This is a genomic window from Photobacterium sanctipauli (assembly GCF_003026495.1).
GTDB classification, from domain to species: domain Bacteria; phylum Pseudomonadota; class Gammaproteobacteria; order Enterobacterales; family Vibrionaceae; genus Photobacterium; species Photobacterium sanctipauli.
On record NZ_PYMA01000003.1, the window covers coordinates 242,098 to 255,752 of the forward strand.

12 protein-coding genes are annotated in these 13,655 nt (G+C 48.7%); 3 read left to right on the plus strand and 9 right to left on the minus strand.

Translation table 11 applies throughout. From position 1 onward, the window contains the following. Nucleotides 1-212: 212 nt before the first annotated feature. A complete protein-coding gene (locus C9I98_RS07300; protein WP_107271791.1) occupies nt 213-392 on the plus strand; it encodes a hypothetical protein in 180 nt (59 codons plus the stop codon). A 92-nt stretch (nt 393-484) separates the two neighbouring features. On the opposite strand, the gene C9I98_RS07305 is transcribed toward C9I98_RS07300, so the two are convergent. The 9 genes from C9I98_RS07305 to trxB all read right to left on the minus strand — a co-directional run bounded on the left by C9I98_RS07305 (nt 485) and on the right by trxB (nt 9,828). Next, a complete protein-coding gene (locus C9I98_RS07305; protein ID WP_081879122.1) occupies nt 485-1,783 on the minus strand; it encodes a glycine/betaine/sarcosine/D-proline family reductase selenoprotein B in 1,299 nt (432 codons plus the stop codon). A 14-nt stretch (nt 1,784-1,797) separates the two neighbouring features. Continuing rightward, the gene (locus tag C9I98_RS07310; RefSeq protein WP_036830744.1) at nt 1,798-3,090 is read right to left on the minus strand and encodes a glycine/sarcosine/betaine reductase component B subunit; all 1,293 of its coding nucleotides are present in this window, start codon (nt 3,088-3,090) and stop codon (nt 1,798-1,800) included. A 107-nt stretch (nt 3,091-3,197) separates the two neighbouring features. Further along, complete coding sequence (selD, locus tag C9I98_RS07315) at nt 3,198-4,241, minus strand: selenide, water dikinase SelD (protein ID WP_081879121.1); 1,044 nt, start codon at nt 4,239-4,241, stop codon at nt 3,198-3,200. A gap of 85 nt (nt 4,242-4,326) precedes the next feature. Beyond that, entirely contained in the window at nt 4,327-5,490 is a 1,164-nt protein-coding gene (grdD, locus tag C9I98_RS07320) for a glycine/sarcosine/betaine reductase complex component C subunit alpha (RefSeq protein ID WP_036830741.1), read from the minus strand. Between the two features lie 12 nt (nt 5,491-5,502). After that, a complete protein-coding gene (gene grdC / locus C9I98_RS07325; protein WP_036830740.1) occupies nt 5,503-7,047 on the minus strand; it encodes a glycine/sarcosine/betaine reductase complex component C subunit beta in 1,545 nt (514 codons plus the stop codon). Between the two features lie 77 nt (nt 7,048-7,124). After that, nucleotides 7,125-7,589 carry a glycine/sarcosine/betaine reductase complex selenoprotein A gene (grdA, locus tag C9I98_RS07330; protein WP_107271792.1) on the minus strand — a complete coding sequence of 155 codons (465 nt, stop codon included), beginning with the start codon at nt 7,587-7,589 and terminating at the stop codon, nt 7,125-7,127. A 14-nt stretch (nt 7,590-7,603) separates the two neighbouring features. Beyond that, entirely contained in the window at nt 7,604-8,071 is a 468-nt protein-coding gene (grdA, locus tag C9I98_RS07335; protein ID WP_081879120.1) for a glycine/sarcosine/betaine reductase complex selenoprotein A, read from the minus strand. A gap of 208 nt (nt 8,072-8,279) precedes the next feature. Further along, nucleotides 8,280-8,606: a thioredoxin TrxA gene (gene trxA, locus C9I98_RS07340; RefSeq protein ID WP_036830735.1), complete on the minus strand. Its 327-nt coding sequence runs from the start codon at nt 8,604-8,606 to the stop codon at nt 8,280-8,282. Between the two features lie 10 nt (nt 8,607-8,616). Beyond that, nucleotides 8,617-9,828 carry a thioredoxin-disulfide reductase gene (gene trxB / locus C9I98_RS07345; protein WP_107271793.1) on the minus strand — a complete coding sequence of 404 codons (1,212 nt, stop codon included), beginning with the start codon at nt 9,826-9,828 and terminating at the stop codon, nt 8,617-8,619. 932 nt (nt 9,829-10,760) lie between these two features. Between trxB and C9I98_RS07350 the strand changes: the two genes are divergently transcribed. Then, a complete protein-coding gene (locus C9I98_RS07350) occupies nt 10,761-12,158 on the plus strand; it encodes an aminopeptidase (RefSeq protein ID WP_107271794.1) in 1,398 nt (465 codons plus the stop codon). Between the two features lie 18 nt (nt 12,159-12,176). Beyond that, nucleotides 12,177-13,655 carry an oligopeptide:H+ symporter gene (locus C9I98_RS07355; RefSeq protein WP_107271795.1) on the plus strand — a complete coding sequence of 493 codons (1,479 nt, stop codon included), beginning with the start codon at nt 12,177-12,179 and terminating at the stop codon, nt 13,653-13,655.

Sequence of the window (13,655 nt, forward strand, 5' to 3'; positions counted from 1 at the left end):
ATTCAGTGTTTTATAAGTAAGCGGACTAAAGCGCTTTTATCATCATTAACATAAAAAAATACGCCCACCATCACACTGCAACCAAAAGCATATTAAGCAACGGTTCAGCCAAAACCCTTATCGTGCTCCCTAAATATAAATAACTTATTGTTAAATAAGATTTTTATATAAATAAACCCATATCAACATCAAAGGTTATCATAGGGAAAATTATGAACGTTGAAACCAAAGCAACAGAAAACGGCGTCGCCATCACAGATATCAAAATGCCATTCATGTCGATGGTGGTGTTCATCATCAAAATGTCACTAGCATCGATTCCAGCAATTATTATCCTTACCATTATTTTTGGCATTCTCTCTGCCGTGATCGGTGGTATGTTCGGTATGTAACGGCCGACTTGATCAAGCTTTTTAGACAGAAAAAAGCCAGCCGTTTCCGGCTGGCTTGAACTTATGCAATGGTTAGCTGCATAAGGCTCGACTTAGAATACCGTTTGCTCGTCGATCTTAGTCTGAAGCGCACTTAGTGCCTTCTCAACTAGCTGACGACGCATGTATTTCTCTTCCTTCGGCTGCATGTTTGGATCGCCCAACGGGTGAGGGATCGCGACAGCTGGAACAATACGGTTCGCACCCACTGTTTTCGAGATTGGAACAACAGTAGCGATGTGAACAACAGGCATTACTTTTTCAATTTCTTTTAGCATCGTTGCGCCGCAACGGGTACATGTGCCTCAAGTGGAGGTGAAGATGGCAGCGGTGACCCCAGCTTTCTGAAGCTTCATCGCGATCTCTGCACCGTATTCTTTCGCTTTGGCTACCGCCGTACCGTTACCTACCGTGGTGTAGAACATGTTATGCAGGCCACCAATCATACCCTCACGCTCCATGTCGCGAAGTACGTCGACAGGCAATACGCGGTTAGGGTTTTGGTTACAAGCAACTGGGTCATAGCCACCGTGCGCGGTTTCGTGAGTATCTTCGCTAAGCTCTTCCAAGCCTTGAATGCTGTACTCGCCGTACTTAGATGCACTTGAAGATTCGATATGGTCAGGGTTGCCTTTTGGCACCACACCACCCGATGTAACTAGTGCAAACGTTGCTGTGCTTAGCATCTCAACCGGAGGCTGTGGCTCAACACGGTCGAATACCGGCATTGGGTACTCCGTGGTGTACTCATCGCCTGCCAACTTGTTGATTAGCAAATCAACCGCACGCTCAGAGCCGCGCTTGTCATGGAAGAAGTTCACACGGATACCGCGAGGCATGTAACCCGCTTCTTCTGGCGAGCCCATTTCACCGTTGGTGTCGATGAAGCGGTTGATCATGTTCACCATTGCAGGAATGGCTTTACGCATACTTGCTGCGCTGTTGCCGGTTTCTACCATGTAGGCATACTGGCGGAACAACTCGTAACCTGGGTTTTCCTGGTACATGCCAGAGATAGTTGTGATGCCCATCTCGTGAGCCACTTTCGCAACCGTACCACAAGCCATGCCGTAGCGGCCTGCGTTGAAGGCAGGGCCTGCAACCACAAGATCAGGCTTTAGCTGAGCCAAAATTTCCTGAAGGCCATGGCAGCATAGGCTTTCATTTTCGTTGAAGTAAGAGTCACCACAAATAATGGTATGCGTGACTTCGGCCTTGTCTTGCAGCATAGTGTTGACTTGCGTACCAACACCGACTGTCCCTTCAACCACTTCCATTGGAATGTGTGCCATTTCTTCACCGCCTTTCTGGGCGAAGAACTGGTTTAGATAATATACGACTTTAATTGTCATTTGAGTGTCCTCGCTTAGCTTGCTTTGGTGGTGAGGGTATGGAAACCAAGCTCACTGGTTGCACCGATGATTGCCTGTAGTTCGACAGTAATAGCACCATCTTCATGCAAGCTACCGTTGAAGCCACCAGCAACCACATCAGCGTAGCGGTCGTGGCCGATCACTGTGTCCATTGCAGGTAGTGTCACAAGCTGGTTAGCGTTACCGTTGGTGATAACCGCATCTGCGCTCTTGTGTGAATCGGCCAATGATTGGCTTTCACCGTTCTGGCCCGCGTATTCGTCGGTTAGCAGTACCGTCTTGATGCCAGCCGCTTCTAACTTGGCACAGTTCATCATCAGGTCGGCGTCTGGGTTACCGAAGCCTTCTTCACTAACGATGGCTGCATCCCAACCCATTTGCTTGGCCAGTTTCACCGTGAAGTTAGATGAACGCTCTTTATCGCGCAGCGTAACGTTTTCGTTAGTCACGATAACGCCCATGAAGTTGTACTTAGTACCGTGGTGACGGTATAGGTCGTAAATCACTGGGCTGTTCTGGTGAACAAAACTCGTGTTCTTATCACATGCAGATACACAGTTACCGCTGATGATGGCACCGTCCATGATTTCTGTTGGGTACATCAATGTCGGTAGAATGCCCTTCACATCAACACCGTAGTAGTAGGTATCGTGCAGCAGGCCTTGGCTCTGCAACATGTATACATAACCCACTTTAGGCAGGTGTGGGTATTCGGCTGCCTGCTCTAGCAACGGCTTGGTTTCGTAAGTCTCGATTTCATCCGGCGTAATATGCTCAGCCAGCTGGCCAATCCAACGACCCGCTTCCAAGCCCACCAAGCGAACAACGCCTTCGTGGTCATACTGGTTGCAGCTATCGTCAACTTCACACTGGATAACCAAGTTCATGGTTGATGAGAACGGGGTGTAGTCGGCGCCAGGGCCGCTCATGTCGATGATACCTTCTTGGAAGCCAACGATTTCACCGGTCGTTACCACCGCCATACCTTTCAGTACGTGGGTACGACCTTCACCAACCATTGCTTCTTCGCCAAGGTGACGACCAGGGAACATGCTACCGCCGCCGTTCACTTTTACGCGAGGCTCAATCACGTCCTTAACAGGCATGATACGCGTGCTGTCGCCCGGCTTAGCGATAGATAGTTCGATAGAACGGATACGGTGATCCAACTCAGACAAATAGCCGATCAAGGCTTGCTGATCGATGGTCACGGTATTTTCTTTGACTTCGCTTACTGGTCCGAAGGCCAGATCACGAACATGGATATTGCCTAGTTCGAGTTTCATGTGTTTCTCCAAACAAGCGTCAAATGGGAGGAGATCCCAAGATAAAATTGATTTAGCAAGGCGTCCGACCTCGGCATGAAGCCGGACCACCTGAATTAACACCGACGTTAGCTGACCTTGAGGCCAGAACCTTCCTCGGCAAACCCGACTACCCAACAGGGCTCGTCTTCACTGCTAAATTCAGTTAATAACGCATCCAGACAATCTTTTGGAACTGCTGCCAGCAGGCCACCGGAGGTTTCCGGGCAGCACAGCTTGCGGTGCCAGCTCTCGTCTAAGCCATCAGCGAAAACTATGTGCTTGCGATACGCATCAAGGTTGCGGTTCGCACCACCAGGGAATAACCCTTGTGCGGCATAGTCTTCAGCTTCCGGCAAGAACGGAACTTGCTCAGCCTTGAAGTGCATACAGGTGCCACTTTTCTCTGCCATTTCATGGGCATGGCCCAACAAAGAATAACCAGTGACATCGGTACAGGCCTTCACAGGGTATTTGGCAAAGATTTCCGCCGCCTTGCGGTTAAGCTTTTTCATGCTGTCGGTGGAGGCTTGGATCGCCGCCTGACTCGCTTTACCACGCTTGGCTGCGGTTGATATCAACCCAGTGCCGATTGGCTTGGTCATTACCAGTACATCGCCGCTTTCTACTGCTGCTTTGGTTTGCACTTTCGAAGGATGAATCGTGCCCATCACCGACAAACCGAATTTCGGTTCGCTGTCTTCCACCGTATGGCCGCCAACCAGCACCGCACCGGCTTCACGGACTTTTTCCGCCCCGCCTTTGAGGATTTGGCCAACGACTTCCTGCGGAAGATCGGTTGGTACACAAAAGATATTCATCGCCAATGTTACCTGCCCGCCCATGGCATACACATCACTCAAGGCATTCGCCGCGGCAATGGCACCAAAGTCATACGGGTCATCCACTATTGGAGTAAAAAAGTCCAAGGTTTGGATAACGGCAACATCATCGTTGATCTTATAGACGGCAGCATCATCACTTACCGTCAACCCAACCAATAGATCGGGATACGCTTGTTCGGGAAATAGGGGTGAGATTGAACGCAGAACCTGCGTCATGGCCTCAGGGCCAATTTTCGCTGCTCACCCGGCTTTTTTGGTCATCTGCGTTAGACGAATTTTCTCGGTCATTACTAGTTCCTTTCAAGTGGACGGTGTGGGCACAGGTTTCGTGCCCGATGATTTAAAGTTTGTCTGGATCTCATTTTCAATGACGTTAGCTGATGTATTCCGCTTCAACTAACTTGGCTTTCGCCTGATCCAAGTCATCTTTCGCCACCAACACGATTGGGCCGGTACAGCCCATTCCCGTTCGGGCAAAAATCTTAGCCTTCCACAAAGCCTGGCATGCATCTTCAATCTCTAAGATATCGATACCGCCGATCTCTGTATCTGTCACTTTTTCAGGTGGTGCAACGACGGCTTCCTTTGCCTCGGCTGCTGGCTTTTGCTGGCAGTATTTAGCCAAGGTGCTGTTCAAGCCAGATAGCGTCGCCGCTTCCCATTCCTCGTCGACTCGCTTCATCACCTCTCCTTTTGCAGCGTCGGCACACAATCTCATGGCGCCCGCCACGACAGGTGCACCCGATGCCCTAGAGATAATGTTCACCAGCTTGTCGCCAGTCCCTTCACCCAATCCTGGGCCGTAACCAAAGCCTGATGACTCATAGCTGCCGCCAGTGGTGAAAGACGAGAACATCTTCATTAGCAAGTTGCCGGTGAGGCTATCGGTCACCATGATATCCGGTGTCCCTTGCAGCAAGTCGTTGCCTCGCATCGCGATCCCGCCATCGGCACGACCCGATTCGGCAAAATGGATGTCGTAGCCAGCCGCTTTGAGCTCGCGCAAGCCGCGCTCGCACAATGCCGCACCATCGATATTCAGCACGCCTACCGTCGGCTTCTCGATACCTGTCGCCTTGGCTAGGGCAATCCCGTAAAGGGTGTTTTTCAGCAATGCCGCCTGACGGTTGGTGTCTGTTGTTCCGGTGGTAGAGGCGATGATCATTTCACGCCCGGTACCTGGGGTAACCACCTTACCCATGGTGCTCACACCAAGTGGGAAGGCATAGTGAAGCGTGACACACCCGTCGATTTGCTTTGACTCGAACAGGCCTTCCATCACCTGGTGGCACTCATGCAAGTCTGCTGCCGGGTGGCACTCAAAACCGCAGTCAGGATCTTCGCAGCCAATCAATACCGGCTCGATATCGCTGTACTGGCGTGCGACCAGCTGGGCACCGCGAAGCAATTCTTGCGGGCCGTGCTCGCTGCCCACCAAGGTCAAGCCAATGCGGATTTTCTTACCAAACTGGCCGCTCAGCAGGCCGTCAGCCATGGCGTTGAAGGTGTCGGACAGTTGTTGATTGATATTTGCCATCGCAACCTCCGATTACTGTTCGCCCTGCTTAGGGTTCAGTAGGTTCTCTGCCACATCGCGCATTGCCTGCGCCACAACCTGTTTCACCTGGTGCTCGTCAAACACTTCTTCCTGCTTACCGCTGTTCTTCTGAACCACAAAGCTCAGGCCGTCAAACAAGTTGGTCATGCGGCCAAGGAACAAGCTGCCCTTGCCGACCATCATGAAGTTGTTGATTTCGCCTTCCGCAATCATCTTGCTACCGAAACCAAGGAACGGTACACCCGATGGGATATGGCCTTGCGTCGGCGCAAAACCTGTCATGCCGTGGTTCGCCACAAAGGCTGGCAGTTGCGTGCGTTCCATCTGGCCTTCTTTCACCGCCAGTGCCGCAATCATCTTGTAGTTAGATTCCGGTACGTTACCCGCACCCGCAGGCTTGGTGATTTCAGGGTTTTGCATTTCCACCGAGTATTTGTCGATGTCGGTCATTTTCAGACCAGCCGCTTTCAGTGGGTTGGCAATTAAGGCAGTCATGACCGCCTGAGGCGATGAGCCTGTGCCAATCTGATGACGGCCAATGATGTCAGTGTTAATTTCTGGGCTAACGCCGTCGTTTTCTGTCACCATGCAGGCAAAGCCTGCCAAGCAGTCTTCCAACACCGGCATGTTTTGCTTCACATGGTCACGGCCGTTCATGCCTAGCTTGGCAACCGCGCCACCGGCAACCACCATGACGTTCTTGAATACGCCCGATTTAACCAGTGCCGCCGCCATGGTCATGGCGTGCGCTGGGGCTGCACAGAAGCCGCGAACATCAGAGCCGGTTGCGATATCACACCCGATCACTTCACCAATCGCTTTAGCAAAGTTGCCGCCACCTCGTTGGTTAACATCGCCACAGGCTTCTTCCGAACACTCGATGATGTAGTCCACTTTATCGAGTTCGATGCCCTGCTGTTTTAAGTGCATTGCCGCCATCACGCCAGATGCTTTGGTGCATAGATTTTCCAGCATGATGTGGGCGGAAAGGTTTTCATCTTCGTCGTGGGCGGCTTTCACACAGCCGACTAACTCACCGTTCATCATCAGCACTTCCGCCTGATGATGTTCAACCAGCGCCAGGATCTCATCTTTGCTGATGATTTGGTGGCCCGCGAGCAGATCAACGTCATCGCCGTACAGGGCATGATGACCAATGCTTGGTTGATAGGTGTCTACGAATTCTTGAGTCAGATGAACCAAATTGAACACATCGACATGGTTCAACATGGCATAAAATTGAGGCTGGCTATAGATTTCACCAAACGTACCTTGGCAGGCGGTATGCTCTTTGTTTTCGAACCAAGGCTGAGGGATATCGGCCAATTGCTGTGGGGTTAAGTTACCGATATAGCACTGGTTAGCAGGGTATGACACCACATCTTCAAAAGAGCGAAGGTGGTCTTTTAACTGCTGCAAGTAGGCGTCTGAAGGGTCTTTCGCCCGAGACTGGACTTGCACCGAACCATGTTGAATCAATACATCTGGGGTATGGGCGAGCACATAGCTCACACCTTTAATTACTGCGTATCCCATTGTTACTCCTGCATCCGAGCCGGATAGTAGGTTCGAACCTGCCATTGAAACAGATCCGAACCAGCATTGAGATATACTTATGCTAATGCAGTTTCGCTGCGGTATTCTTTCATTTCCGCTTTGATAGCATCGACATCAAGTACCATTTCCATCATTCCAACCTGCTCTTCATAAACAGCCGGATCGACGGCGTCTTTAACTTCGTCTTCAACCACGTGATAACAAGAAAGTCCTAACTGGACTCCCGCCAATGGTCCTGCAAAAGTCGGATCACCGGTGGTGACGGTTTCACATGCTAGGCCAGAAGCTTCTGCTTCCGCGCCGCCAAGAATCACAACAAGATTCTCTGCGCCTTTTTCCTCAGCAAGTGCTTTAATCCGCTTTTGGTTTTCAAGATCCATTGCGCCAGCGCTTGTTCAGACGAAACATTCTGTAGTAGAGAAAGCAACGTGAGCACCCGTGGTCTTCATGCAAGCTTCGATTGCCTGACCAGGTACGCCATCGCGGTCTCCAAGAATGATCACTGTTTTATTAGCGAACACAATCGTTCTCCCGATTAAACATACTTTCCAAATTGCTCACGATACTCTTTGACCTCTGCCACGATGGCATCGACATCAAGTACCATTTCCATCATGCTTACCTGCTCGTCATAGACGGCAGCGTCCACATTGTCTTTAATTTCCGGCTCAACCACATGATAACAAGAGAGTCCCAACTGGACTCCGGCTAATGGTCCGGCAAAAGTAGGATCGCCGTTAGTCACGGTTTCACACGCTAGGCCAGAAGCTTCAGCTTCTGCACCGCCAAGGACGACAACCAGATTCTCTGGGCCGAACTCGTCAGCGAAACCTTTAATCCTCTTTTGGTTTTCCAGATCCATAGCACCTGCGCTGGTTCAGACGAAACACTCAGTTGTAGAGAAAAGAACATGCGCACCAGCTGATTTGATACAAGCTTCAATTGCTTGCCCTGGTACACCGTCTCTGTCTCCCAAGATAATGACATTCTTATCTTTGAGCATTGTTCACTCCAAGGGTACAGATTACTAAGGTCATGCTTATCAACTCGCGATATGCTCATTAAGTTCGCATGGTTTTTCATTAAGCACTGAGTTCTCAAACTTTCTCTTCCGAGGCAATTCTTTAAAGTCAGGCTTTATTTGTGCAAACAGGCGATTGCCTATTAAATACAAATTCTGTTTGGCAGCAATGCCACCAGCAGCGAACGGATTAAGCCGTCTCTGCAATAAAGCTTTCTACCGTGCTGGCAACGTCTTCCATCTCTAGCTCTTCGCCAGATAGGTGTTCAACTTTTTCACCATTTTTGTAGAAAACAAAAGAAGGTAGGCCCATCACTTTCTGCGCCATCGCCAAGCGACGGTTACCCTGAATATTCAGTTTGCAGAATTTGATTTCGTTGCCGTATTTCTCCGCCAACTCCATGACTTCTGGCATTAGTTCAATGCAGCGGCCACAGTTTTCGCTCCAGAAATCCACCAAGACGACGCCATCTACTTTTACTTCAGCATCAAAGTTTTCTTTGGTTAGTTCGATCATTGCGTTTCCCTTAATACAGAGTTTCTAACTCGGTAATATCCTTAACATCTACTCGCTTGGCTTCCTGCCCAGCGTCAAATCGAATTACTACAGGCACTTCAGATACCGAGAAACGGTTCGCAATGTTTTGGCTCTTGTAGGTATCAATGGTCACAACGCGCTGATCTGGGTTGTCTTTGCACTTGATTTCAAGCTGATTGATCACCTCTAGGCTTTCTTTGCTCAGCGGGTTCCAGAACGCGACCATCGCTGTACCACCAAACTCCGCTACCGACTTGCGCCAGCTCTCTTCTTCTTCGATGTAGCGGTCGGCTGCCACCGCGGCCACAGCCCCATCACCTGCTGCAGTCACCACCTGACGGAGGAACTTATCGGTCACATCACCCACGGCAAAGATACCCGGTACATTGGTTTCCTGCTTCTCATTGGTAATGACGTAACCCTGCGGGGTCAGCTCGACCAAGCCTTTAATAAAATCTGTTTTTGGCACAGTGCCAACAAACATAAATACACCGTCAGCAGAAAGCTCAGTAATATCGCCGGTTTTCAGGTTCTTCAGCTTCACGCCACTGACCAGTTCATCACCGCAAATCTCTTCCACCACCGAGTTCCACACAAACTCAATTTTATCGTTGGCGAAAGCCTGCTCCTGAGCGGTACGATCCGCATCCAGAATGCCTTGATCATGAAGAACGATCATGGTGACTTTATTGACAAACTTGGTTAGAAACACCGATTCTTCAACCGCAGTATTCCCTGAACCGACAACCACAACATCTAGCTCTTCATAAAAGTCAGCATCGCAAGTCGCACAGTAAGAAACCCCTTTACCACGGAATTCCGACTCGCCCGTAATGCCCAAGATCCTAGGTGTCGCGCCTGTTGCCACAATAATGCTCTTAGTCTGGAATTCCTCACCTTTGGTGGTTTTCAATGTTTTAATAAAACCATCGTCGGCAATTGAAATTTCAGAAACTAAACCTCGGGCAAATTCCACACCAAACTTATTACAGTGCTCACGGAACATATCCATCAATTGCGGGCCAGTGGCCTCGACAATACCTGGGTAATTTTCCATTTCACTGGTTGTTGCGGCTTGACCGCCAGTATTACGCTTATCTTCTATGATCAGAGTTTTCATTTTACCGCGTGCGGCATAAACTCCTGCTGACATCCCACCAGCACCGCCACCAATAATGATGACATCGTATAGTTCTGACATATAATTCACCGATTGCTATTTCACGACTTCATACCCCTCTCCTTCTATATAAAGAAGGGCATATCAAACAAATCAGTTCTTTTTGACAACTTCATTTATTAGGCAAGTAGCAACCGCTTTACGAATTAATGTGAACTCACTCAGCCTTTATATTAATGAGCTGCTTAACACCACCTAGATAGATAAATATATCGCATCTTTAATTCCATCTAGATATAAAGCCTTATCCTTTCAACTTGTAGGTGATTATAATTAGTAATGTTTATTTTTTTGTGAGCAAAGCCCAATTCCAGAACAAAATACTACTTAGATAAAAATTATGATAAGTGCATCATGGTGAATATGGAGATATGGTTATATCTAAACGCCACATAAGAACATAATGGAATAACAAGAGTGGTATTCATGCTACTATTGGAAATATTTACCCTTATAGTCATCAAAAAAGTGCATCGATAAGCTGACACGCTACATTATAAAGCATCATTGACAATATTTTATAAATTACCAACAAGCTTAGCAAAAACATCAACACATTAGTAAAACTAATGGTTAGACAAAAAAATAATAGTGCTTGTTTTTTTGGGCAGCTATATTCAATCTCTATTCTTTTACATACGGATATTTTTCAAATCTTACTTGTTATTTTCAATTGACTAAAGATGAGTTGAATTATTCAATTTAATTTTACCACCCACTGGCGTTACTAGGGCTACCAACTAAACATGTTATTAAATACGCATTTCAAGCGTTTTTTATTTCCAACTATGAACAAACCACAAAACCAGACTTTTAACTTACAATAAAGTCAATAAACTAGACGTTAATCTTGATTTTTTATTATCAATAAGAAGATCATCCTCACAAACGACATGGCAAGCAGAATGATAATCTCCGTAGCGAACGATCATTAACAGATGCGGAGTAAAGCAATGGAAACGCTAAAGTTCACAAATGGCTGGCTAGAGACCGATAATAATAAAGCCGATGACATTCACCATTTCTGTGAAGACTACAAACACTTTCTCAATATAGGAAAAACTGAGCGCCAATGCGTCACTGCAGCAATTACCCAAGCAGAGCAACACGGATTTCGCCCAATTTCTGAATTTGATGAATTAAAGCCAGGTGATAAAGCCTACTTTATTAATCGTAATAAGAACGTGGTATTGGCATTGATTGGTGAAAGGCTAATCCGCGATGGGATCCGCTATGTAGTATCGCACATTGATTCCCCCCGCTTGGACCTCAAACCCAATCCGTTATATGAAAAAAATGAATTGGCATTGATGCGCACCCACTATTATGGCGGTATCAAGAAATACCAATGGGCATCCCGTCCCCTTGCCTTGCATGGTGTCGTTGTCACCAAATCTGGGCGCCGAGTCGATATTGCCATTGGCGAAGATGAAACCGATCCTGTATTCACGATCCCCGATCTTCTGCCTCACCTCGATCGCAAGGTACAACGTGAACGCAAGGCCGACGAAGTACTCAAAGGCGAAGAGCTACAAATCATTATTGGCTCCGTCCCCATGGCCTTCGATGACGAAAAAATCAAGGAAACGGTCAAGCGCCATGTTTTAACCAAATTGTTCGAGCAATATGAAATTAGTGAGCCGGACTTCATTTCAGCAGAGCTAATGCTAGTGCCTGCAGGAAAAGCCCGCGATGTTGGCCTTGATCAGGGCATGGTTGGTGCTTATGGCCAGGATGATCGCATCTGTGCCTACACGTCGCTAGAAGCCATTTTTGATATCGACACGCCCACTCACACTGCAGTGTGCTTCTTGGTCGACAAAGAAGAAATCGGCTCGTCGGGCGCAACGGGGCTAGAGTCTCGCTACCTTGAATATTTCACCGGCGAACTGCTAATCCGCCAAACCGACACTCCGTTCAACGACCAGCAGCTCCGCCGCTGCCTATGGCAATCCCACGCATTGTCATCAGATGTTAATGCGGGCCTCAACCCGTTGTTCGAATCCGTCCACGATGCGCAAAATGCCTCCAAGTTAGGCTATGGCTTGGTGATCACCAAATACACCGGCCATGGCGGCAAAGTGGCATCCAATGATGCCGATGCCGAATACGTCGCCTCGCTTCGCCGCATTTTCGATGACAACGAAATCAAATGGCAAACCGGCTTGCTTGGCAAAGTCGACGAAGGCGGTGGTGGCACAGTGGCAAAATACCTTGCCCACTATGGCATCAACACCATTGATGCCGGTGCCGCCCTGCTTTCAATGCACTCGCCATTCGAGCTGGCCTCCAAGTTCGACATCTACGAGCTATACCGCGCCTATAAGGCTTTCTATACCCAAGCACTCTAAGCTAACTGGAGAATGACAATGAAGAAGCGTCATCCGTTAACCTTTTACATTCTTTGCTCATGCCAGTTTTGGTGGGCGTTATCTTTCTATAGCCTATGGGCAATCTTACCGGTGTTCCTCGGCGATGAACTTGGGGTCGACCAAAAAACCTCATTCGCTACCTTCGGTGCCTTTGCCGCCCTGGGTGCTGCCATGCTGTTTGTCGGTGGTTGGCTAGCCGACAAAATTTTAGGTGCCAAGCGTACCTTAGTGTGGGGCTTTACCTTCCAAGGCTTGGGCTACTTTATCATTGCCTATTCTGCTATTACGGCCCAACCGCACTTTGTCTTTGTGGGCTTGGGTACCGTGGCAGTGGGTCGAGGTATAGGCAGTGTGGCACCGCCAACTATCATTGCATCAGCCTATGAGAAGAACGACCCTCGATTAGACGCTGCCTACACCCTGTTCTACATGGTGAACAACATCGGTGCCTTTGTCGCCCAGCTTGGCGCACCTATCATGGCTTATAACATTGGCTGGACATCGGCATTTATCTTGTCTGGCATTGGCATGGCGGTTAACGTGATCACCTACTTATTACTCAATAAGAAGATCACCAAGGCTACCGAAGCAGATAAGCGTGCAATTCCATTCAAAACCAATTCCTTGTTCCTGTCCGGTGCGCTTATAGCCGTGGCCACCGCAAGCTACCTACTCACCAATTTACCGTTGGCGCAGCTTGTACTGGCACTGGCCGCACTGGTTATCTTGTTCTTGATCACCAAGGAAATGAAAAAAGAGCAGCCAACAAGCCGAAAACGCATGATAGTTGGTTTGGTATTGATGGGACAGGCGCTTGCCTTCTTCATTCTCTATAACCAGATGCCTACCTCGCTCAACTTCTTCGCGATCAATAATGTGGAAGCAGAGATCTTTGGTTTTGCCATCAACCCGGTATCGTACCAATCGTTCAACCCATTGTGGATCATCTTCCTGAGCCCGGTACTTGCCCACATCTATACAACCCTGGGTGAAAAGGGCAAAGACTTATCCATGCCCGGCAAGTTCGCGTTAGGTATGTTGATTTGTGCGGCGGCCTTTGGTTGTGCGGGCTTCTCGCAATACTTTGGTGACGAGAACGGTATGCTGAATCCATTCTGGATTGCCGCACCACATTTCTTGTTTGCCATCGGTGAGCTGCTGATTTCAGCCTTGGGGCTATCGGCCATTGCCAAGCTGTTCCCAAGCCGTATCCGTGGTTTCATTTATGGTGCGTGGAACATGACGCTGGCCTTGGCATCAGTCGCTGGCGCTTGGGTTGCAGGCTTGTCATCCTCTGGTGGCGAAGAAATGACCCCGGTGGAAAGCTTGGCGTCATACGGCCACTACTTCTTCATGCTGGCCATCGCCTCCGCCGTTGTTGGGGTCGTATGTGTATACCTTGCCCCTCGCCTTAACAAGCTGATTGAAACAGAGGTTGAGGACACAGCTGAAGCGAAAGAAGCACAAACGGCTTGA

What these genes read in the sequence shown, in the direction of transcription:
- grdD (WP_036830741.1), bottom strand. Translation starts at nt 5,490, where the DNA reads ATGGCAAATATCAATCAACAACTGTCCGACACCTTCAACGCCATGGCT.
- grdC (WP_036830740.1), bottom strand. Translation starts at nt 7,047, where the DNA reads ATGGGATACGCAGTAATTAAAGGTGTGAGCTATGTGCTCGCCCATACC.
- C9I98_RS07355 (WP_107271795.1), top strand. Translation starts at nt 12,177, where the DNA reads ATGAAGAAGCGTCATCCGTTAACCTTTTACATTCTTTGCTCATGCCAG.
- C9I98_RS07300 (WP_107271791.1), top strand. Translation starts at nt 213, where the DNA reads ATGAACGTTGAAACCAAAGCAACAGAAAACGGCGTCGCCATCACAGAT.
- trxA (WP_036830735.1), bottom strand. Translation starts at nt 8,606, where the DNA reads ATGATCGAACTAACCAAAGAAAACTTTGATGCTGAAGTAAAAGTAGAT.
- C9I98_RS07310 (WP_036830744.1), bottom strand. Translation starts at nt 3,090, where the DNA reads ATGAAACTCGAACTAGGCAATATCCATGTTCGTGATCTGGCCTTCGGA.
- trxB (WP_107271793.1), bottom strand. Translation starts at nt 9,828, where the DNA reads ATGTCAGAACTATACGATGTCATCATTATTGGTGGCGGTGCTGGTGGG.
- C9I98_RS07350 (WP_107271794.1), top strand. Translation starts at nt 10,761, where the DNA reads ATGGAAACGCTAAAGTTCACAAATGGCTGGCTAGAGACCGATAATAAT.